This is a genomic window from Marinobacter piscis (assembly GCF_007671655.1).
Lineage (GTDB): Bacteria > Pseudomonadota > Gammaproteobacteria > Pseudomonadales > Oleiphilaceae > Marinobacter > Marinobacter piscensis.
In genome coordinates this window covers 11,532-32,186 of the sequence record NZ_VCGX01000003.1, presented here as the reverse complement: position 1 = coordinate 32,186, position 20,655 = coordinate 11,532, and the positions used below count along the sequence as shown (strand labels likewise).

Below are 20,655 nucleotides of genomic sequence, written 5' to 3'. Positions count from 1 at the left end.
CAGTACCGGTGCACTATTGCAACAGATTATCAGTCAGCCTGTCTGCGAAGGAATGCGGGAATATCGAGATAGTCGACTCCCTGCTCTTCGCTTTCCCGGCTCTGGTCGAGCGCAACGTTGCCATCGGCAACCGCACGACGACGCAGGATTGCCGGACGATCCAGCTGATTGTAATCGGTTTTGCCATCCAGGGTGCGGGTGTTGTCCACAACCTTGGTCGGTTTCTCCCGGTCTCCGCCAAGCCCGGTTGCGACAACAGTCACCTTCAGCTCGTCGGTCATTTCCGGATCAATCACCGTACCTACAACAACCGTGGCAGACTCTGAAGCAAACTCACGCACAATATCGCCAACCTCGGAGAATTCGCCCAGGTTCAGGTCCATACCGGCCGTGATATTGACCAGAATGCCTTTGGCGCCCTGCAGATTGACATCCTCCAGCAGCGGACTGCGAATGGCGGCTTCGGCTGCTTCCTGCGCCCGGCTGTCGCCCGTTGCCCTTGCTGTGCCCATCATGGCCATGCCCATCTCGGACATGACGGTTTTAACGTCAGCAAAGTCGACGTTGATCATGCCATTGCGGGTGATCAGATCTGCAATACCCTGAACCGCACCCAGAAGAACGTCATTTGCCGCTGCAAATGCGTCCAGCAGGCTGGTTTTCTTGCCCATTACGGCAAGCAGCTTTTCGTTCGGGATGGTGATCAGGGAATCTACCGTCTCTTCCAGCTCCCTGAGACCTTCCTCGGCCAGGCTCATGCGCTTACCGCCTTCAAAATTGAAGGGCTTGGTAACCACAGCTACAGTGAGAATACCCATCTCGCGGGCCACTTCGGCCACAATGGGTGCTGCACCCGTGCCTGTACCACCGCCCATGCCGGCCGTGATAAACACCATGTCGGCGCCATCTATGGCTTCAGCAATACGGTCGCGATCCTCCAGGGCCGACTGACGGCCGATTTCCGGGTTGGCCCCGGCTCCCAGACCTTTGGTGATGTTACCGCCCAGCTGGATGATCTGGCGCGCGTCCAGATCAGTCAGTGCCTGAGCATCTGTATTGGCGCAGACAAACTCCACACCTTCAATGTCGCTGTTGAGCATGTGGCGAACAGCGTTACCGCCACCACCGCCAACACCGACGACTTTAATCACAGCGTTTTGCTGGACATTATCTACTAGTTCAAACATTCCCCTACTCCTTCGTGCTGTTTTTTCAGCCTTGTTCCAGGCTGTTTATCCGAGAGTGTATTTTCGAGATACCTTCGTTTACTGCTTTCCCGGCACCGTCAGAAATGACCGGTAAACCAGGCTTTCATGCGCTCAAACAGCGAGGGTGCGTCTTCACCCTTGAGCACAGGCCCCCGGCCAAGATCCATCTGCCGAAAACCGTGTATCAGCAACCCGACGCCCGTGGCGTAAATCGGGTTATTGACGACTTCCGTCATGCCGGAAACTGCCTGCGGACAGGCGAGCCTTACCGGCATGTGGAAGATTTCCTCGGCCAGTTCCACCACGCCTTCCATGGTGGAGGAACCGCCTGTAATCACGATGCCGGCCGGAATCAGGTCTTCAAATCCCGACCGCCGTAATTCCGACTGAACCAGTGTAAAAAGCTCTTCATAACGAGGCTCCACAACTTCAGCCAGCGCCTGCCGCGACAGATCCCGCGGCGGCCGGTCACCAACACTGGGCACCTTGATGGTTTCATCCGCACCCGCCAGTTGTGTTAACGCACAGGCATATTTGGTTTTAATTTCTTCCGCATTTTGCGTGGGAGTGCGCAATGCCATGGCAATATCATTCGTCACCTGATCGCCGGCAATGGGAATCACTGCGGTATGGCGAATGGCGCCACCGGTAAACACGGCAATGTCTGTCGTGCCGCCACCGGTATCCACTACACAGACACCCAGTTCTTTTTCATCCTCGGTAAGAATGGCGTGACTGGATGCCAACTGCTCCAGAATGATGTCATCCGCTTCAAGGCCACACCGGCGAATACACTTCTCAATGTTCTGGGCAGCGTTAACGGCACAGGTCACCAGATGCACCTTTGCCTCCAGGCGCACACCCGACATGCCCATGGGCTCCTTGATGCCTTCCTGGTTATCGATCACAAATTCCTGCGGCAGAATATGCAGAATCTTCTGATCGGCCGGAATGGCGACGGCCTGTGCGGCATCGATCACCCGGTCAATATCTGCCTGGGTTACTTCCCGATCACGGATCGCAACAATGCCATGGGAGTTCAGACTTTTGATGTGGCTGCCGGCAATCCCGGCGTAAACCGAGTGAATACGGCACCCGGCCATCAGTTCAGCTTCTTCTACTGCCCGCTGAATGGCCTGAACTGTGGTTTCAATATTGACGACAACGCCCCGCTTCAGCCCCCGGGACGGATGGGAACCAATCCCCACCACTTCAATGGTTCCGTCCATTTTGCGCTTGCCGACAATCGCAACCACTTTCGAGGTGCCGATATCGAGGCCGACAATCATGTTTTCCGTTTCAACCGATGCCATGTGTTCCACCAAACCGTAGGTCTGAATTTACTGTTTTCAGGTTTTTGGGCCGGAAGCAACCTGCTCTGGCTTCCATTGAACCGCCACACCGTTTGTGTAACGGGCATCTATCCGGCTAACTTCATCCGACCGGGACACCAGCCGGTTTTCATACACTGTGATAAATCGCTCAAAGCGCTTCTCGACCTGATCACGGCCAAGCACCACTTCAATTCCGTTTGCAAGGCTCAGGGTCCAGGCCCCTCGTCGCTCCAGTGACAACCCTGAAAAACCCAGGCCATGCTCCAGCAGGTTGTCGCTCATTGTCCGTGCCATGGCGATCACATCACGAATCCGCTCATCAGGGCCGGCAAGCTGTGGCAGCCGCCCCGCCACTTCCGGATTGGGTGGCTGGAAAACCTCGCCGGTACGACTGACCAACCGGCCATCGGTCCAATAGGCCAGCGGTTTCTTCTCCCGGATGTCGATTTCCAGGCGCCCGGGCCATTCCCGACGCACAGCAACCGTTTCAACCCAGGGACGCGCCTCCAGGTCTGCCTTGATGTCCGACAGGTCTGTTGAAAAGTAGCTTTTCCCGATCCATTGGCCTGCCTGTCGTTCAATGGCGGTACGGTTGTCGCCAACAAAATCACCATGCACATCAATGGCCTGAATTTTCTGGTCCATAGCCGCCAGCACCTTACCTGTTGCCCATGGCACCAGGCCTGCGGCAAGCAGGATTGCGATTCCCATACCTGCCTGCAGCCAGGGGACCGCAGACAATACTGCCTTCAACACTCCGAACCGGTCCTTCTCCGGCCCAAGGGAGGTTGCTCCCCGGCGCCGGGGAGGGTCAGGCGGTACCGCCCGACTCCGGATCATCAGTGTTTCAAGCATGCACGCCCTCCAGAGTGTCCTGCAGAATCCGTACAACCAGTTCTTCAAAGCTGATCCCTGCCGCTCTTGCGGCCATGGGCACCAGACTGTGATCGGTCATGCCCGGCACGGTGTTCACTTCCAGCAACCAGAACTCACCCTTGCTGTCCTGCATAATGTCGACGCGACCCCATGTGCGACAGCCAACCACCCGGAATGCCTCCAGAGAAAGGCGCTGCAACCTAACTTCATCCCGCGGAGCCAGGCCACAGGGAATCTGGTATCGGGTATCATCCGCCAGGTATTTAGCGTCGTAATCATAGAATTCATGGTCTGTGCTCAGCCCTATGGCTGGCAGGGCGCTGTCCTGAAGCAGACTGACGGTAAACTCCGGTCCCTCAATCCACTCTTCCACCAGCACCAGGTTGTCCAGCACAGCGGCCGCTTCATAGGCATCCACCAGTTCCGCAGCCGTCGTGACCTTGCGGATACCAATACTGGACCCTTCCCGCGAGGGTTTGACACTCAACGGCGGGCGCAGGTCCGTGATTATCTGTTCGGCTTCACTGGCGGCCGACATCGCCCTGAACTTTGGTGTCGGCAAGCCACAGCCTGCAAATACGTACTTGGTCCGCAGCTTGTCCATGGCGAGAGCTGAAGCCATGACCTCACTGCCGGTGTACGGAATGCCGGCCTGAGACAGAATGGCCTGCAGGGTTCCGTCTTCACCGCCACGACCGTGCAGAGCAATGAACACCCGGTCGAACTCAGGGTTTTCTACCGTTTTTAGCAGGTCGCCCTGAACATCCAGAGCAAAGGCATCTACGCCGGCCGATACCAGGGCGGCAAGAACAGCCTCTCCACTTTTCAGCGAGACTTCCCGCTCTGCGGAATCCCCCCCCATAAAAACGGCGACACGTCCCAGAGCCCGGACCGTTTCCGGGTCCGCCTGATACGCGTTTATCCGGGGCTGCTGCATCTCACTCACTTGCCAGTACTCCTGCTGCTACCAATCTGTTCGCCACACCACCGATATCGCCTGCTCCCTGGGTTATCAGCAGGTCACCGTCCTGCAACACCCCCTCAAGCAGGCTTTCGATTTCACGATTATCTTCTACAAAAACCGGCTCTACCCTGCCGCGCTGCCTGATGCTGCGACACAGAGCCCGCCCGTCAGCACCCGGGATGGCATCCTCGCCGGCAGAGTAGACATCCATCAACAACAACCCATCGACTTCGGACAGGACCCGCACAAAGTCTTCGTACAAATCCCGGGTCCGGCTGAATCTGTGTGGTTGATACAGCATGACTATCCGACGCCCGGGCCAGGCATCGTGGGCTGCCCGGATGACTGCTTCAACCTCGGTCGGGTGGTGGCCGTAATCATCCACAAGCGTCACTGTATTGCCCCGGGATGTTGTGTACTCGCCATTAACCTGAAACCGGCGGCCAACACCCGCAAATGCTGCCAGCCCGCGACATATGGCGTCATCGGCCACACCCTCGTCGGTGGCAACAGCAATGACCGCCAGCGCGTTAAGCACGTTGTGACGACCGGGCATTTTCAGCTCTACGGTCAGATCGCTGCGACCACCCGGGCGCTTGACGACAAAGTGCGAGCGCAAACCATCCGTGACGATGTTTTCAGCCCGGTAGTCTGCATCCGGGTTCGAGATGCCATAGGTAATGATGGCGCGGGAAATACGGGGGATAATTTCCTGCACGTATTCATCGTCCACGCACATCACCGCCAGACCATAAAATGGCAGGTTGTGCAGAAACTTCACAAAGGTCTGCTTGAGCTTTTCAACGTCACCGCCATAGGTATCCATATGGTCGGCTTCTATATTGGTCACCACGGAAATGGTCGGCGTCAGGTGCAGAAAAGAAGCATCACTCTCATCTGCCTCCGCAACCAGATACCGGGAGCCGCCCAGCTTGGCATTAGTGCCGGCACTGTTCAGCTTGCCTCCGATCACAAACGTCGGGTCCAGACCCGCCTCGGCAAAAACTGACGCAATCAGGCTGGTGGTTGTGGTTTTGCCATGGGTACCGGCCACCGCAATGCCATGCCGGTAGCGCATCACCTCGGCCAGCATCTCGGCGCGGGGAACAATGGGCACTCTCCGGTTGCGGGCGGACACCACTTCAGGGTTATCTGATGTAACAGCAGACGACACCACGACCACATCCGCTTTGGCGCTGTTGTCTTCCCGGTGGCCAATCTGGATTTCAATACCCATACTTTTAAGGCGCTGGGTAACCACACCCTCTTTAATGTCTGAACCGGATACGTCATAACCCTGGTTCTTCAGTACTTCTGCAATGCCGCTCATGCCGGCGCCACCAATGCCCACAAAATGGATGTGGCGGATCCGGCGCATTTCCGGAACCTGAAAAACAAGCGGTGGATTGGTTGTTTCAGCCATTTGCGGCCTCCAGACAATAATTTACGACTCTCTCCGTTGCATCCGGGCGAGCCAGTGTACGTGCGGCCTTTGCCATATCCATCACCCGCGCCCGATCCCCGGCAAGATCGCCCAGGGTTTCCGCCAGCACAGCTGGTGTAAGCCGGGACTGAGGAATCAGCACGGCTGCTTTGGCCTGAACCATTTGCTGACCATTTTGTGTCTGATGGTCATCCACCGCGTGGGGAAACGGCACCAGTACTGCACCAAGCCCCGCGGCACACAGTTCCGAGACCGTGAGCGCGCCTGCGCGGCAAAGCACCAGATCGGCCCAGCTATAAGCCTCCGCCATATCCTTAATAAACGGCTCCACCTGCGCACTGACACCCTGCTGTTCATACGCAGAACGTGCGGCTTCCAGGTTTTTCTCGCCGCACTGGTGCAACACCTGTGGTCGCTCCTGCCCGGGCAAAGCGGCAAGCGCCTCTGGCAACTGCTGATTGAACACCTGGGCTCCCAGGCTGCCGCCGACCACAAGCAGGCGCAGTGGCTCGTCCGTGCGGCAGGACATTCTCTGTTCCGGCTCCGGCAGAGCTGCAAGGTCTTCGCGTACCGGGTTTCCGGTACAGCGGGTGACCACCTCGGTGCCAAAGCTCCCGGGGAACGCTTCCAGTACGGTTTTTGCAAAGCGCACCAGAATGCGGTTTGTCATACCGGCAATGGCGTTCTGTTCATGAATCACCAGCGGCGTTCGTGTAAGCCAGGCCGCCAAACCACCCGGGCCGGTTACAAATCCACCCATACCAACCACGCAGTCGGGGCGAATACGGCGCATAATGGTGAGCGCCTCACCCAGAGCCCGCAGTAGCCGGAAAGGCGCGGTTAACAGAGTGAGCTTACTTTTCCCTCTGAGGCCAGAAATATGGACCAGTGAAAGCGGAATCCCCGTATCACTGATCAAGCGCTCTTCCATGCCACCGGCCGCGCCCAGCCAATGAACCTCATGTCCTTTGGCTTCCAGAGCACGAGCTGTGGCCAGCGCCGGAAACACATGTCCGCCCGTGCCTCCGGCCATCATCAGGAATCGACGCGCCTCAGTCATACCGCGCCCCTCTTTTTCCTGCGCGAGCCTGTCTGCTCTGCGTTCTGCTTCTCTTTATCCAGCTTTTCCATTTCCACTCTTGCCAGAATGCCGATCAGCACACAGCTGACCAGCAGACTGGAGCCGCCATAACTCACCAAAGGCAAGGTCAGCCCTTTGGTCGGCAACAGCCCGGTACTGACCGCCATATTGATACCCGCCTGTAAACCGATCAGTAAGGTGATGCCGTAAGAAAAACAGGCCGCAAACGGCATGTCGGCTTTTTCTGCACGGCGTGCAATCACAAAACCGGTTACCACCAGCACGGTGAACAGCCCGAGTACGAACAATGAACCCAGCAGCCCGAACTCTTCCGCGATAATGGCGAAAATAAAGTCTGTGTGAGCCTCGGGCAGAAAAAACAGCTTTTGTATGGAGTTGCCCAGGCCGACACCCGACCACTCGCCACGTCCGAATGCTATCAGCGACTGGGTCAGCTGATAGCCGGTATCGAACTGGTCTTTCCAGGGGTCGAGATAGCTCACCACACGCTTCAGACGGTACGGCTGGGTTACGATCAGTACCGCACCAATTCCCACCAGAATCCCGATCAGGGGTACAAACCGACTCAGGCGTACGCCGCTGAGAAAGATCATCCCCGCAGCTGCCGTAACCAGAACGACGGTCGCCCCGAAGTCCGGCTGGATAACCAGTAAGGCAGACGCCACCCCCAGAACCGCCAGTGGCTTGAGAAAGCCGGCCCAGGTGTTCAGCAGCTCATCGCGGCGCCTGACCACATACCCGGCCAGATACGCAATCAGGCACAGCTTGGCAACCTCGGAAACCTGGACGTTAAACAGCCCGAACGGGATCCAGCGGGTGGAACCATTGACCGTGCGCCCCAAGGGGGTAAGCACCAGAACCAGAACCAACAGCCCGACACCCAGCAATAACCAGCCACTGCGTTCCCACCAGGCGATGGGCACGTTAACGGCCACCAGCGCCAGCACACAGCCCAGCACAGCAAACACAAGCTGGCGAATAACATAGTGATAGCTGTTGCCCATGGTGGCTGCCGCGATATCCATGGAGGCAGAGGAAATCATCACCACGCCGATAATCAGCAGTGCCACCGAGCTGAGAATCAGAACCGGCAACGGCTGGACCTCGCTCAGCCATTTTGCTTGTGCAGGAGTAGCGGACAACTCTGCGGACATCACGCAACCTCCCCGAGTGCCTGGACCTGAGCGCGGAACTGATCGCCCCGGTCAAGATAATCCCTGAACATATCGAAACTGGCGCAGGCCGGAGAAAACAGCACCCGGTCACCGCTCAACGCTACCTCGGCAGCTTTCCTGACCGCAGCGGCTAAAGACCCAGCCAGGTGCACGGGCACATCGGATCCGATGGCACTGGCAATAGACCCGGCATCCTGGCCAATCAGCACCACGGCCCGGCAACCACGTCTGACTGGCGCTGCCAGCTCCGAAAAATCGGCGCCCTTGCCTTCACCGCCAGCGACAAGGACAATTTTGCCGGTACCGTCCGGTGCCAGACTTTTGATGGCAGCCACCGTCGCTCCAACATTTGTACCCTTGGAGTCGTTGATGTAATCCACTCCCGCCAGCGTACGCACATACTCACACCGGTGCGCCAGCCCCCGGAACCTGCGGGCAGCCGCCAGCATGGCCTCCATGGGCAGGCCGGCAGCATGGCCTAAAGCCAGCGCCGCCATTACATTGCTGGTGTTGTGCCAGCCCACCAGGGCCAGTTCCGCAACGTTGAGAATGTTGTCCTCGCCAAAGGTCAGCCAGAGACCCTCATCGTCCCGGCGGGTGCTGAAGGTCTCCGGAGCCATGCACTCAAACCCGAAATACAAAAGCTGCAACCCGTTCCGCTCGGGCGGCATACTCAGGGCATCATCAAGGTTCACAATGGCCGTTTGACACCCCTGAAAAACCCTCTGTTTGGCGTGCAAATACGCGTTTTTGTCGCGGTAGCGGTCCAGGTGGTCATCACTGATGTTCAGCACTGTTGCTGCCGCTGCATTCAGTCCCGTGGTGGTCTCCAGCTGAAAACTGGAGAGTTCCAGTACATAGAGGTCCGCATCCAGATCCAACAGATCCAGCGCCGGAGTTCCGATATTTCCGCCCACTGCGACATTGCGGCCGGCGGTCCGGGCCATGTCGCCCAACAGGGTTGTCACAGTGGTCTTGCCGTTGGAGCCGGTGATAGCAATAACCGGCGCCTCAGCCGCTTCGGCAAACAGATCAATATCGCCGCGTATACGCGCACCCTGCTCCGCGGCACGGGCAATCGCCGGCTCCGCAATGCTGACGCCCGGGCTTACGATCAACTCGCTGAACCCGGCAAACAGCTTGCTGTCAAATGCTCCCAGATACACAGGCACATCCGGCCAGCCCTTTTGCAGGTCACCCAGGCACGGCGGTGCTTCGCGGCTGTCAGCCACGGCCACGCTGACTCCCCGGGCAGACAGATAGCGCACGCAGGAAAGCCCGGTTTTACCGAGCCCTACTACCAGTGTGTGCTGATCTGACATGACGATGCTCATAATCGATCCGGTTTCCTATCGTATTTTCAGGCTGGCCAGGCCAATCAGTACAAGAACCACGGTGATCACCCAGAAACGCACGATAACCCGCGGCTCCGGCCAGCCTTTCAGCTCAAAATGATGATGCAGTGGCGCCATCCGGAATATCCGGCGACCCGTCAGCCGATACGACGCCACCTGCAGAATCACGGACACGGTCTCCATCACAAACACACCGCCCATGATAAAAAGCACAATTTCCTGGCGCACAATCACTGCCACGACACCCAGAGCTGCACCGAGTGCCAGCGCTCCGACATCGCCCATGAACACCTGGGCCGGGTAAGTGTTAAACCAGAGAAAACCCAGCCCGGCGCCAACCAGAGCGCCACAGAACACAATCAGCTCGCCCGTTCCGGGCAGGTGCGGAATCAACAGGTAATTTGCGAACTGCACGTTGCCGGAGACATAGGCAAAGATGCCCAGGGCGCCGGCAACCATAACCGTCGGCATAATGGCCAGGCCATCCAGCCCATCGGTCAGATTGACCGCATTACTACTGCCGACGATCACAAAATACGTCAGCAGCAAAAAAAGCACCGGCCCGAGGGTCAGTGACACATTTTTGAGGAAGGGCAGGTACAGAGACGTTTCCTGGGGCAGCGCCGAGCTGAAATAGAGCACGACCGCCGCCACAGCACCAATCAGCGACTGCCAGAAATACTTCCAGCGGGCCGGCAGCCCCCGCGGGTTGCGCTCAACCACCTTACGGTAATCATCAACCCAGCCAATGGCCCCGAATGACAGGGTTACCAGCAGGGTGACCCAGACATAACGGTTGGAAAGATCGGCCCAGAGCAGTGTGCTTATGCCGATAGCCACGAGAATAAGCGCGCCCCCCATTGTGGGCGTACCCGCTTTACTGAGGTGCGTCTGCGGACCATCGTCCCGAACAGCCTGTCCGATCTGGTACTGGCCCAGTTTGCGGATCATCAAGGGTCCGATAATCAGCGAAATCAGCAACGCCGTCAGTATTCCCAGTATTCCGCGCAGGGTCAGATACTGAAACACCGTCAGTGCCGAAAAATACTGGGATAAAACCTCTGTCAGCCAGAGCAGCATGCGTTATTCACCTTATGTTTGATTCCATCCACCACACGATCCATGGCGGAACTTCTGGATCCCTTGACCAATACCGTAACCGGCTGGCCATTCATATCTGCGACTGCCTGTATGGCTTCGTCATGGGTCTGATACATTTCAGTTGTCGCTCCAAACCCTTCGGCATACCCCTCGCAACCACCGCCTACGGTCAGCAAGCGCTCGATGCCAAGCCCGGACGCCAGGGCTCCGGCATCCCGGTGTAGTTTTTCTGCAGCAGGCCCCAGCTCGGCCATGGCACCCAATACCGCAACGCGCACGCCTTCCCGCTTTGCCAGCACCGTGAGAGCCGCTTTCATGGAGGCCGGATTGGCGTTATAACTGTCATCAATCAGCGACATTCCGCCCGGCAGGTTGGTAACCTGCAGGCGTCCGTGAACTGACTGCACGCTCATCACACCTTCTGTGATCGCCGCGTCTGTAGCACCCAATTCCCGGGCTGCGGCAATAGCCAGTAAGGCATTGGTGACGTTGTGCTCACCCTCCAGCGGCAGAGTCAGCCGGCAGGACCAGCCTTCGGGGCCAGCCACCCGTATCCCGGGCTGTGTACCTGGGGCCTGCGTGAGAGCAGCACGGTAATCTGCATCTGTGTGATCAGCACGTGAAACACTGACAACCCGTCGCGTCCCCGCACGGGCTAACCACTGGTCAAACGCCGGGTCGTCCCGGTTCAGAACCACAAGACCTGCATCCGCCACACCCTCGATGATCTCACCCTTGGCCCGCACGATATTTTCGTAACTGCCAAAACCTTCCAGATGCGCTTCTCCGGCGTTGGTAAGAACGACCACCCGCGGATGTGTGATGGCAACGGTGTGGGCAATTTCACCGGCGCCACTGGCACCCAGTTCAATCACACCAAACCGGTGGTCTGGCTCCAGCCGGAACAGTGTCAGCGGCACCCCAATGTGGTTGTTGAGGTTGCCGGAGGTTGCCAGAGTCTCTCCCATGCGCGCCAGAATCGACGCTGTCAGCTCTTTCACGGTGGTTTTGCCGCTGCTGCCTGTGATAGCAATCAGCTCTGCATCGCTTTCATGGCGATTCGCGCCGGCCAGGTCCGCGAGCGCCTGCACAGTGTCGGTCACAACCAGCTGAGGCAGGTCCAGCGTCCGATCAGGCGTATCAACGACGGCTGCGCAGGCGCCGAGCTCGCTTGCCGCCTGCAAAAAACCATGGCCGTCAAAATGCTCACCCCGCAGGGCCACAAACAGATCACCCGGTTTCAGCACACGCGTATCTGTAGACACTCCTGTCAGCTGCACTGTCTCCAGTGCACCGGTAATACATTTTGCGTTGGTATACTGCTGAGCCTCGGCCAGCGAGAAAGCGCGCATCATACAGCACCTCCTGCAAGCTTCAGCTCCTTGCGTACCTGAGCTGCATCGCTGAAGGGCAGTTTCCGGCCTGCGACTTCCTGCCAGGATTCATGGCCTTTGCCGGCAACCAGAACAAGATCGTCCGGCGTGGCCATACTGATCGCAAAACGGATCGCCTCTGCCCGGTCGTGGATAACCGTCACAGCATCCGGGCGGGCAAACCCGGCCAGAATATCCACCACGATCTTCTCCGGGTTCTCGGTTCGCGGATTATCGTCAGTTACGACCACCACATCGGCACTGGCTTCTGCCTCTTTTGCCATCTCCGGGCGTTTGCCACCATCGCGATCGCCGCCACATCCGAAAACACAAATCAGCCTGCCTGTTACGTGCGGTCGCAGGGCCGCCAGTGCATTCGCCAGGGCATCCGCGGTATGGGCATAGTCCACCACGGCGCGAACACCATCGGCGTTGCCAAAACGTTCAAGGCGGCCGGGAGGCGGTGCCAGCCGGCTCACGCCCTGCTGCACCTGGGCAGCCGATATGCCCAGAGTCATAACCGTTGCCACGGCCGCCAGCACATTACTCACATTGAAACTGCCCAGCAGAGGCGCACTGAAGCCAAAACGGCCCCACTCGCCATCGACCACAGCTTCAAACCCCTCATCTGTCGGGTAGTACTCGCTAAGCCACAGCTCGGTTTCGGTTTCATGCAGGCTGTAACGGATACGGTCGCACCGGCCATCCAGCTTTTCGTACAACTGGCGACCGAAAGGATCATCAATGTTGATCACTGAAAAGTGCACATCTTCGCGTTCGAACAACTTCGCCTTCGTTGCTCCGTAGGCTTCCATGGAGCCGTGATAGTCCAGGTGATCCCGGGTCAGGTTGGTAAACACAGCACCGGAGATACTCAGACCATCAACACGGCCCTGATCCAGTCCGTGGGATGAGACTTCCATTGCAACGGCCCGCCCGCCTGCATCGCGGATACCGGACAGGGCCCGGTTGATATGAACAACGTCGGGAGTGGTATGGCTGGCCTCCTGCAGAGCGCCGGGCATGCCATAACCCAATGTTCCGAGCACGCCACAAGGTGTATCCGCCTGATTCAGCAACTGTGCGACGTAGTGGCTGACCGAAGTTTTCCCGTTGGTGCCGGTAACACCAATCAGCCGAAGCCTTCGCGAAGGGTGCTCATAAAAGCGGGCGGCGATTTTCCCCAGCCGCCGCCGCAACTGCACAACCGGCACGATCAAAGCACCGAGATACTCGCGACACGCTTCTTCTGCGTCTGTTTCCAGCAACACGACAGCCGCCCCGGCCTCAATGGCCTTATCTATGTGCTGGTCAGCAGGGGTAGCCGTGCCGGCAAGTGCCACAAAGGCATCCCCCGTGCGGACCTCCCGGCTGTCTGTCTGCAGATCATGAACCGTTACGTCAAAGACCGACGGCACGAATACGATGCCCTGCAATAATGTGTTGAGAGATGACATGCTCATAAGCCTAACCTCTCTCCCCGGCCTGTTCTGACGTTTTCGGGGTTGCCCCAACCTCCAGCTCGGGCCTTACATTCAGAAGACGGAGCGCATCACTCATGACCCGGGAAAATACCGGCGCGGCCACTTCGCCTCCGTAATACTCACCGGACTGGGGCGCATCAACGGCCACCACTGTCACAATCCGAGGGTTATCAATGGGAGCCATACCGGCAAATACGGCCTTATACTGGCTGTCTTCATAACCTCTTGCCCCAACCAGGTGCACTGTTCCTGTTTTACCCCCGGCACTATAAAAGCCCGGCTGAGCGCGCTTGCCTGACCCCCGGGCAACCACCTGACCAAGCATGCCGCGCACATCCGCAGTAACCTCTTCGGATAACACTCTTTCACCCACTGGCGCGGCCTCAAGCTTCATCAGACTCAACGGGTAGCGCACACCACCATTGGCAATCACCATGTAAGCCTGCGCTAGCTGGAGGGCATTAACGCTGACCCCATAACCGTAGGCGAGCGTTGCTTCCTCTGAAGGACGCCATTTCATTGGCGCCGGGAGCACCCCGACGGCCTCACCCGGAAAGCCAATACCGGTTGGCTGCCCGAAGCCCAGACGCGCGTAAAGATTGCGAATAACATCCCCACCCAGCTCCGAGGCAATTTTGCTGACGCCCACGTTGCTGGACTTTACGAGAATATCCGTAAGGCTCAGAACGCCGTAATTCCGAAAATCCCGGATCGTAAACCTGCCAAAGCGCCGGTACCCGGGGGAGGTATCAATTGTTGTATCAGTGCTGTACTCACCTGACTCCAGCGCTGCAGCCACAGAAATCGGCTTCAGAGTGGAGCCAGGCTCAAACAGGTCCGTGATTGCCTTGTTACGGAGGTTTCCCGGCTCCAGCTGGCTGCGATCGTTAGGGTTGTACGAGCCCTGGTTAGCCATTGCCAGCACCTCTCCGGTATCAACATCCAGCATAACGAGGGTGCCGCCCCGGGCGCTGTGGGCGCCAACGACGGCCTTCAACTCGCGATACGCCAGATACTGAAGGCGCAGGTCAATGCTGAGTTCCAGGTTATGGCCGGGTGCTGCATCCCGGATCAGGGTCAGATCCTTGATGACGCGACCGCGGTTATCTTTCAACACTCGCTTACGGCCGGATACGCCCGACAACCAGTCGTTATAGGCAAGCTCTATTCCTTCCTGGCCGAGTTCGTCAATATTGGTAAACCCGACAACATGCGCTGTTACCTCGCCCGCGGGATAATACCGGCGATACTCCTGGCGTGTATGCACTCCGGGAATACCCAGCTCCATAGCTCTGGCTGCCAGCCCCGGCTGCACTTTTCTGCGTAAATAAATAAACTCGCGACCGCTGTAGTCGGCCAGCCGTTTCCGCAACCTTGCTTCACTGATCTCCAGCAACCGCGCAAGGTTTGCCAGACGCGGCTCATCCGGGTCCGCCTGGGACGGGTTTGCCCAAAGCGTCTGTACCGGTGTACTGACTGCCAGCGGCTCGCCATAACGATCTGTGATAACACCACGGTGAGCATCAATTGCCTCCACCCGGATGGTGCGAACATCGCCCTGTTTGCGCAGAAAATCGTCATCCACAACGTGCAGATCAACCAAGCGCCAGCCAAGTGCCAGCACAACGATCAGGAATGCGCCCAGCACAGTGCCGAAGCGCCAGGCCTTGAGCCCTGCCGCCAGTTTCTGGCCCAGTGTTTTTGCCGATTCCTGTCGGGACAATCAAATCACCCTGTGGTTGTTATTGTTGTGAATTAACGAGCCGCCAGCGGCGTCATCAACGGAACCAGAACAATATCCTGGCGCCCGGGAACCACCATGTTGAAACGCTCTGCCCCAAGTTTTTCCACGCGCCCGTGCGCCCCCAGGGCGCTCTGCTCAAGAAGCAGCTGACTCCATTCTGCCTGAAACTGATCGCGCTCAGCCTGGAGTTGTGAAAGTGTGTTAAACAGCTCCCGGTTCTCGTGGGCACTGACAGCGACACCAATTGACGAGGCAACAAGTACCACCGCAAGCCCCAGAGAGATCAGCGCGTTTTTCTGCCGGGTTGCGGTAAAAACCCGCTGTGAAATCCTCACAGCAGCAACCACGCCTTCGCGGACTTTTTCCTTGTTAAGCCGGGTCGCTCTGACCGTTGGCTCTATGGCTACAGCGCCCATAATCACGCGCTCCCCTGATTTGTCTGTGTGTTGTCGAGCCGCTCCAGTACCCGCATAACCGCACTGCGGGCCCGGACATTCTCACTGACCTCGTCGGCGCTGGCCTTCCCGGGCTTGCCAATCAACCGAAAATCTGCGGCTTCCTGGTCTGCGGTTACAGGTATGCCTTTGGGCAACCTGGGGCCGCGGGCAAGGTCGCGCATAAAGCGTTTTACCAATCTGTCTTCCAGTGAATGGAAACTGATAACCACCAGTCTGCCCCCTGGCGCCAACTGATCCACGGCGGCCTTAAGCCCCAGCTCCAGGTCTTCCAGCTCCCGGTTGATAAAAATGCGTATCGCCTGAAACGTACGCGTCGCCGGGTGCTTGTGTTTCTCTTTTTTCGGCACTGCCTCGCTGACCAGTGCCGCCAGCTGTAATGTGGTTTCAATCGCTGTTTCCTGCCGGCGCTCGACAACCAGGCGCGCAATGCGTCGGGAAAACCGCTCTTCGCCGTAGCGAAAAATCACATCGGCAATGTCCCGCTCGTCGGCAGTGGCGAGCCATTCCGCTGCGCTGGGCGATTGCAGGGGGTTCATCCGCATGTCCAGCGGACCTTCGCGCATAAAACTGAACCCCCTGGATGCGTCATCCAGCTGCGGCGATGACACACCAAGATCCATAAGCACGCCATTGACACCCTCCCAGCCAGCGCCGGATACCGCAGCGTCAAGCTCGGCAAATGAACCATGAAAGTAAACAAAGCGTGCGTCGTCTGCAGCCATCTCCTGTGCAGTACGAATTGCCTCGGGGTCTTTATCTATCCCCAGAAGCCGGCCCGAGTCTCCCAGGCGGCCAAGAATCAGACGGCTATGACCGCCCCGGCCGAACGTGCCATCCACGTACTTGCCCTCTGGATCCCCGACCAGGTAGTCGACCGCCGAGTCCAGGAGCACCGAACGATGGGAGAACCCCGCCCCGGCCTCCGGTTTGCGATCAGTGGTCATAGGGAGAGCGCCTCCATTTCCGGCGGCATGTCTTCATCACAGGAAGACTCATCAAGCCACGCAAACCAACGCTCCTCGCTCCATAGCTCCAGTTTTTTCCCCTGCCCGATAAGCATCAGTTTTTTCTCTAGATGGGCGTAGCTGCGCAGAGTGGGTGGCACCAGAATGCGCCCTGCGGAGTCCAGCTCCATGGGCGCGGCATTACCCAGCAATAACCGTTGCAGGCGCCGGGCCGCTTTATTCATGTTGGGGAGCGCCTCAATTTTTGGGCGGAGAATCTCCCACTCAGGTTCCGGGTACATCAGCAAACAGCGCTCTTCATCGGCATTTGCTGTCAATACAATGCGGCCACCACAAGCGTGCGCGAGGCCTTCGCGCACCTTGGCGGGGATCGCCAGGCGACCCTTTGCATCCATATTGATGGCATGACTGCCGAGAAAGTTGCTCATTCACTCGTCTCTGAGAACCCGAAAAAACCACAAATATCCACTAGAAACCACTTTTTACCACTTGCGCACACTATAGAAACACCTACAGGACAATGCAAGCGACGCAAACAGCGGCCCTCTTGGAAAAGTTCCTTTTATGACAACAGGTTACAGAGCTCAGCGAGAGCGAAAGGTGACATTACGGAAAAGAAAAGAAAGAAAATCAAACACCTGTAAGTATGTTTGAACAAAGCAAGTGAGGTTTAAGATTTTTTTGTTATATGTGACGCACAACCATGAAAGTCATGCACTTTCAAGACAGGAATAAAGTGAGCTCACCGATAAGCCGGGTTCTGTCGTGGACAGTCATTCATCTAGGGTCTGCGTCACCACAGACCTCAAGCAACCTACCCGAGTCCAGCGCGGGCCGCGCCGTCGGACTCCTATTTGGTCTTGCTCCAGGTGGGGTTTACCATCGCCGTGGACTGTTGCCAGCCACGCGGTGCGCTCTTACCGCACCGTTTCACCCTTACCGGTGTTTGCAAGTAACTCACAAACACTTAGGCGGTATGCTTTCTGTTGCACTTTCCGTCGGCTCACGCCGCCCAGGAGTTACCTGGCACCTTGCCCTGCGGAGCCCGGACTTTCCTCCCCCGGTAAACCGGCGGCGACTGTCTGGCGAGCTCGCCCGAAACCATACGCCTGCACCACCCTCCATGCAAGAGAAAGCGCAATCCAGCCCTCAGTCTTCACTGTTTCGGAGCTCGAGCGCCCGCTGATACAGCTCATTCTTGCTCAGGCCACTCAGCTCTGATGCCAGTCGGGCCACTTTTTTCAACGGCAGCTCCGGCATTAGAAGAGTCAACAAGCGATCTACATCGAGCGCTCCCGCCATCAGGCCGGCTTCGGCTTTTTCCGCCCCGCGCACCATCACAACAAACTCACCGCGGCTGCCATGGGTGTCTTCGTGCAATGCGGCGTGCACGTCTGCTGCGGGACCGGAATAAAAGGTCTCAAATGTTTTGGTAAGCTCCCGGCCCAGCACAATTTCCCGCTGAGGCCCCATTACATCCACAATATCTGCGACAGTGTTCATTATCCTGTGGGGAGACTCATAGAAAACAAGCGTTGCCACCTCTTTTCGCAGTTCGTCAAGAACGGACTGGCGGCCGGCACGCTTAGCGGGCAAAAAACCAGCAAACAAAAACCGGTCCGTGGGCAGGCCTGCGGCGCTGAGACCTGCAACCAACGCGCAGGGCCCCGGAATCGGACTCACCCGTATACCTGCAGCCCTTGCCTCCCGGACAAGAACGTAACCCGGATCGGAAATCAAGGGTGTACCGGCATCTGATACCAGCGCCACATCGGCACCCTCCAGCAATCGCTCCAGAACCCCCCGGGCTTTGTCGCGCTCATTGTGGTCGTGCAGTGCAATCAACGGCTTACTGATGCCCAGATGCTGCAGCAAACGGCCGCTGTGCCGCGTATCCTCGGCGGCAATAACCGCTACACGCTCCAACACCTTACCGGCCCGAAGGGAAAGATCTTCAAGATTGCCAATGGGTGTGGCAACTATATATAGGGTGCCCGGGTGCCCCTCTGGTCTGGTTACCTGCATGACTGCCTGTTCCGATTTTAATATGTGTGCCTCGCGTTAAAGGCGGCGCTACCATGACATCTGCGTCATGTGAATTAGCCCGGGAGCTGTTAAACTTGCCATCAACAGATCGGCGCCTCAAGCCCAATACTCCGGAATCGACAGAGATTACCATGATCAAAGACTGTATTAACCATCGCGCCCTGGCCGCTGTGCTCATGCTATCACTGCTGTTCGCCGGCTGCGCCAGCGTGAACCTGGATGCACAGGTTGCAAAATCTCCCGCCCAGGCTCTTGAGCTTGCTGCCCAGGAAAGGAACACAGAAACCGCACAGCGATACCTGCTTGAGGTCGCAAGCCGGTTCCAGGGCCGTGACGATCACCGGGCCGCCCGCACATTACTGCAGAGCTCTCAGCTGGCGCAACCTGCACCTCCACTGCAGCCGCAAAAGCGGTTACTTGCAATGGCCAGCGCCACAACACTGGACGATCGCGAGTGGGCCGAAAGCATTATTACGGAGCTTTCGCCGGACAGCTTCCAGAACTACAGCCCGGACCTTAAAACCCGGGCTGCCAGCCTTCAGGCTGACACTTACGCCCTGGCCGGCGCCCCCCTGCCAGCCGCATCCACTCTGATGCTGCTTTCCCAGGCAGACTCCGGAGTCAACCTGCAAGAAGTTCATAATCACATCTGGGCACTGCTGGAGAAGGTTCCGGAAAAAGAACTGACCGCAGCAGACGACACATCCATTGGCTTTGAGACCGAAGGCTGGCTGGAACTCGCTGCCAGCCTGAGAGCGCCAGATATCAGCATCGAAGAACAGGGTCGCATTGTGCGCCGATGGCAGAATAACTGGCAGAGCCACCCGGCGGCCCGGATTCTGCCGCAAAAGCTTCAGCTTATAGCCAGCCTGTCTGAGAGCCGACCCGGCAACATCACCCTGGCCCTTCCACTGCAGGGCCCACTGGCCACTGCCGGACAAGCAATCCGCGATGGTTTCCTGGCTGCATTTTTCCAGGATGATCCAGACGTTCGCAGCAAAACCAGCATCCGTATCGTCGACACATCTAACCAAGCGTTCGATCAGCTTTACGAAGAACTTTCTGCACAGAAAACCGACCTGATTATTGGCCCCCTACAGAAAGAATCACTGGCAAGCCTGAGTGAGCAGCAGGCACTGCCTGTGCCTGTCCTCGGACTCAATTACCTGCCCTCTGACAAGAGCATTCCCGAAGGCCTGTACCAGTTCGGACTCTCAGCTGAAGACGAAGCCCGGCAAATTGCCGACCGCCTCTCCATGCAACAGATTAACCAGACTCTGGTGCTGATACCCCAGGGTGAGTGGGGAGACCGGTTTGAAGCAGCACTCCTGGAACGCATGCGAGCACACGGTACCGCTGCACTGGATATCGAGCGCTTCTTCCCGGAAGAAAACTTTCGCGAAGTGACGGCTGGCCTGCTGGGGATCACAGTCTCCCGGGACCGGGCTATTGAGGTGGAGCGCACCATTGGCATCAATGTCGAGTTTGAACCCCGCCGTCGCCAGGATGCCGAAGCTATTGTGATGGTGGCTGAACCGTCGGTGGCCCGCCAGTTCAAACCCTTGTTCGCATTTTACTTCGGAGGCGACCTGCCGGTTTACTCCCCCTCTATTATTTATGAAGGCACCCCTGATGCTGGCCGGGACCGTGACCTCAACCAGGTAATATTTACCGATACACCGTGGATCCTGGCGGAGAACAACCCGTTAAGGGCAGAGGCTGGCAAGGTGCTGCCCGGGACCCGCGGTCAGCTTGGCAGACTTTTCGCCATGGGCGCCGACGCCTGGCAACTGAGCAAGCGCCTGCCGCTGCTCCGTCAGGTGCAGTCTGCAGCTGTTGACGGGCACACAGGTCGTCTGACCATGACTCCGGAAGGTAAAGTCCACCGCAGTCAGCTTTGGGCCAGTTTCAGTAACGGAACACCAAAGCTCTTGCCCGAGCTAAAACCAGCCGGCGAAGCAGAAAGCACCCGCACGGAAACACCGACAGACTGACACGCAACACTTAACCGGAAAACAGGTGAGCT

The 20,655-nt window shown here is 57.9% G+C and carries 17 protein-coding genes and 1 other RNA gene; 1 reads left to right on the top strand and 17 read right to left on the bottom strand.

Annotation, left to right across the window (positions count from 1 at the left end; translation table 11 throughout):
• Positions 1-29: 29 nt before the first annotated feature.
• The 17 genes from ftsZ to rsmI all read right to left on the bottom strand — a co-directional run bounded on the left by ftsZ (position 30) and on the right by rsmI (position 18,608).
• A complete protein-coding gene (ftsZ, locus tag FFI95_RS11045; RefSeq protein WP_144822522.1) occupies positions 30-1,187 on the bottom strand; it encodes a cell division protein FtsZ in 1,158 nt (385 codons plus the stop codon).
• Positions 1,188-1,285: 98 nt separating this feature from the next.
• Positions 1,286-2,521 (bottom strand): cell division protein FtsA, encoded by a 1,236-nt coding sequence (gene ftsA, locus FFI95_RS11040; RefSeq protein ID WP_144822520.1) that lies wholly within the window; start codon positions 2,519-2,521, stop codon positions 1,286-1,288.
• Between the two features lie 36 nt (positions 2,522-2,557).
• Positions 2,558-3,397 carry a cell division protein FtsQ/DivIB gene (locus tag FFI95_RS11035; RefSeq protein ID WP_144822518.1) on the bottom strand — a complete coding sequence of 280 codons (840 nt, stop codon included), beginning with the start codon at positions 3,395-3,397 and terminating at the stop codon, positions 2,558-2,560.
• A complete protein-coding gene (locus FFI95_RS11030; protein WP_144823236.1) occupies positions 3,390-4,355 on the bottom strand; it encodes a D-alanine--D-alanine ligase in 966 nt (321 codons plus the stop codon). The genes FFI95_RS11035 and FFI95_RS11030 overlap by 8 nt, the downstream gene beginning before the upstream one ends.
• Before the next feature lies 1 nt (position 4,356).
• Positions 4,357-5,805 (bottom strand): UDP-N-acetylmuramate--L-alanine ligase, encoded by a 1,449-nt coding sequence (murC, locus tag FFI95_RS11025; protein ID WP_144822517.1) that lies wholly within the window; start codon positions 5,803-5,805, stop codon positions 4,357-4,359.
• Positions 5,798-6,886 (bottom strand): undecaprenyldiphospho-muramoylpentapeptide beta-N-acetylglucosaminyltransferase, encoded by a 1,089-nt coding sequence (gene murG, locus FFI95_RS11020; RefSeq protein ID WP_144822515.1) that lies wholly within the window; start codon positions 6,884-6,886, stop codon positions 5,798-5,800. Before murG ends, murC begins: the two co-directional genes overlap by 8 nt.
• On the bottom strand, positions 6,883-8,082 hold the full coding sequence (gene ftsW, locus FFI95_RS11015; protein ID WP_144822513.1) for a putative lipid II flippase FtsW: 1,200 nt from the start codon (positions 8,080-8,082) through the stop codon (positions 6,883-6,885). Before ftsW ends, murG begins: the two co-directional genes overlap by 4 nt.
• On the bottom strand, positions 8,082-9,437 hold the full coding sequence (murD, locus tag FFI95_RS11010; RefSeq protein WP_144822511.1) for a UDP-N-acetylmuramoyl-L-alanine--D-glutamate ligase: 1,356 nt from the start codon (positions 9,435-9,437) through the stop codon (positions 8,082-8,084). Before murD ends, ftsW begins: the two co-directional genes overlap by 1 nt.
• Before the next feature lie 15 nt (positions 9,438-9,452).
• Positions 9,453-10,538 carry a phospho-N-acetylmuramoyl-pentapeptide-transferase gene (gene mraY, locus FFI95_RS11005; protein ID WP_144822509.1) on the bottom strand — a complete coding sequence of 362 codons (1,086 nt, stop codon included), beginning with the start codon at positions 10,536-10,538 and terminating at the stop codon, positions 9,453-9,455.
• On the bottom strand, positions 10,523-11,914 hold the full coding sequence (locus FFI95_RS11000; protein WP_144822507.1) for a UDP-N-acetylmuramoyl-tripeptide--D-alanyl-D-alanine ligase: 1,392 nt from the start codon (positions 11,912-11,914) through the stop codon (positions 10,523-10,525). The genes mraY and FFI95_RS11000 overlap by 16 nt, the downstream gene beginning before the upstream one ends.
• Entirely contained in the window at positions 11,911-13,395 is a 1,485-nt protein-coding gene (locus FFI95_RS10995) for a UDP-N-acetylmuramoyl-L-alanyl-D-glutamate--2,6-diaminopimelate ligase (protein WP_144822505.1), read from the bottom strand. The genes FFI95_RS11000 and FFI95_RS10995 overlap by 4 nt, the downstream gene beginning before the upstream one ends.
• Before the next feature lie 4 nt (positions 13,396-13,399).
• Positions 13,400-15,139, bottom strand: coding sequence for a peptidoglycan D,D-transpeptidase FtsI family protein (locus tag FFI95_RS10990; RefSeq protein WP_144822503.1), 1,740 nt, complete (start codon positions 15,137-15,139; stop codon positions 13,400-13,402).
• A gap of 32 nt (positions 15,140-15,171) precedes the next feature.
• On the bottom strand, positions 15,172-15,576 hold the full coding sequence (ftsL, locus tag FFI95_RS10985) for a cell division protein FtsL (protein ID WP_144822501.1): 405 nt from the start codon (positions 15,574-15,576) through the stop codon (positions 15,172-15,174).
• A 2-nt stretch (positions 15,577-15,578) separates the two neighbouring features.
• Positions 15,579-16,562: a 16S rRNA (cytosine(1402)-N(4))-methyltransferase RsmH gene (rsmH, locus tag FFI95_RS10980; RefSeq protein ID WP_144822499.1), complete on the bottom strand. Its 984-nt coding sequence runs from the start codon at positions 16,560-16,562 to the stop codon at positions 15,579-15,581.
• Positions 16,559-17,011 (bottom strand): division/cell wall cluster transcriptional repressor MraZ, encoded by a 453-nt coding sequence (mraZ, locus tag FFI95_RS10975; RefSeq protein ID WP_144822497.1) that lies wholly within the window; start codon positions 17,009-17,011, stop codon positions 16,559-16,561. Before mraZ ends, rsmH begins: the two co-directional genes overlap by 4 nt.
• A 305-nt stretch (positions 17,012-17,316) precedes the next feature.
• An RNA gene (gene rnpB / locus FFI95_RS10970) (RNase P RNA component class A) lies at positions 17,317-17,677 on the bottom strand.
• A gap of 55 nt (positions 17,678-17,732) precedes the next feature.
• Entirely contained in the window at positions 17,733-18,608 is an 876-nt protein-coding gene (gene rsmI / locus FFI95_RS10965) for a 16S rRNA (cytidine(1402)-2'-O)-methyltransferase (RefSeq protein ID WP_144822495.1), read from the bottom strand.
• 95 nt (positions 18,609-18,703) lie between these two features.
• Between rsmI and FFI95_RS10960 the strand changes: the two genes are divergently transcribed.
• Complete coding sequence (locus FFI95_RS10960) at positions 18,704-20,623, top strand: penicillin-binding protein activator (protein ID WP_246069501.1); 1,920 nt, start codon at positions 18,704-18,706, stop codon at positions 20,621-20,623.
• The last annotated feature ends 32 nt before the right edge of the window (positions 20,624-20,655 follow it).

Excerpts from the sequence above, each read along its gene's own strand:
- ftsZ (WP_144822522.1), bottom strand. The coding sequence starts at position 1,187 with ATGTTTGAACTAGTAGATAATGTCCAGCAAAACGCTGTGATTAAAGTC.
- ftsA (WP_144822520.1), bottom strand. The coding sequence starts at position 2,521 with ATGGCATCGGTTGAAACGGAAAACATGATTGTCGGCCTCGATATCGGC.
- FFI95_RS11035 (WP_144822518.1), bottom strand. The coding sequence starts at position 3,397 with ATGCTTGAAACACTGATGATCCGGAGTCGGGCGGTACCGCCTGACCCT.
- FFI95_RS11030 (WP_144823236.1), bottom strand. The coding sequence starts at position 4,355 with ATGCAGCAGCCCCGGATAAACGCGTATCAGGCGGACCCGGAAACGGTC.
- murC (WP_144822517.1), bottom strand. The coding sequence starts at position 5,805 with ATGGCTGAAACAACCAATCCACCGCTTGTTTTTCAGGTTCCGGAAATG.
- murG (WP_144822515.1), bottom strand. The coding sequence starts at position 6,886 with ATGACTGAGGCGCGTCGATTCCTGATGATGGCCGGAGGCACGGGCGGA.
- ftsW (WP_144822513.1), bottom strand. The coding sequence starts at position 8,082 with ATGTCCGCAGAGTTGTCCGCTACTCCTGCACAAGCAAAATGGCTGAGC.
- murD (WP_144822511.1), bottom strand. The coding sequence starts at position 9,437 with ATGAGCATCGTCATGTCAGATCAGCACACACTGGTAGTAGGGCTCGGT.
- mraY (WP_144822509.1), bottom strand. The coding sequence starts at position 10,538 with ATGCTGCTCTGGCTGACAGAGGTTTTATCCCAGTATTTTTCGGCACTG.
- FFI95_RS11000 (WP_144822507.1), bottom strand. The coding sequence starts at position 11,914 with ATGATGCGCGCTTTCTCGCTGGCCGAGGCTCAGCAGTATACCAACGCA.
- FFI95_RS10995 (WP_144822505.1), bottom strand. The coding sequence starts at position 13,395 with ATGAGCATGTCATCTCTCAACACATTATTGCAGGGCATCGTATTCGTG.
- ftsL (WP_144822501.1), bottom strand. The coding sequence starts at position 15,576 with ATGGGCGCTGTAGCCATAGAGCCAACGGTCAGAGCGACCCGGCTTAAC.
- rsmH (WP_144822499.1), bottom strand. The coding sequence starts at position 16,562 with ATGACCACTGATCGCAAACCGGAGGCCGGGGCGGGGTTCTCCCATCGT.
- mraZ (WP_144822497.1), bottom strand. The coding sequence starts at position 17,011 with ATGAGCAACTTTCTCGGCAGTCATGCCATCAATATGGATGCAAAGGGT.
- rsmI (WP_144822495.1), bottom strand. The coding sequence starts at position 18,608 with ATGCAGGTAACCAGACCAGAGGGGCACCCGGGCACCCTATATATAGTT.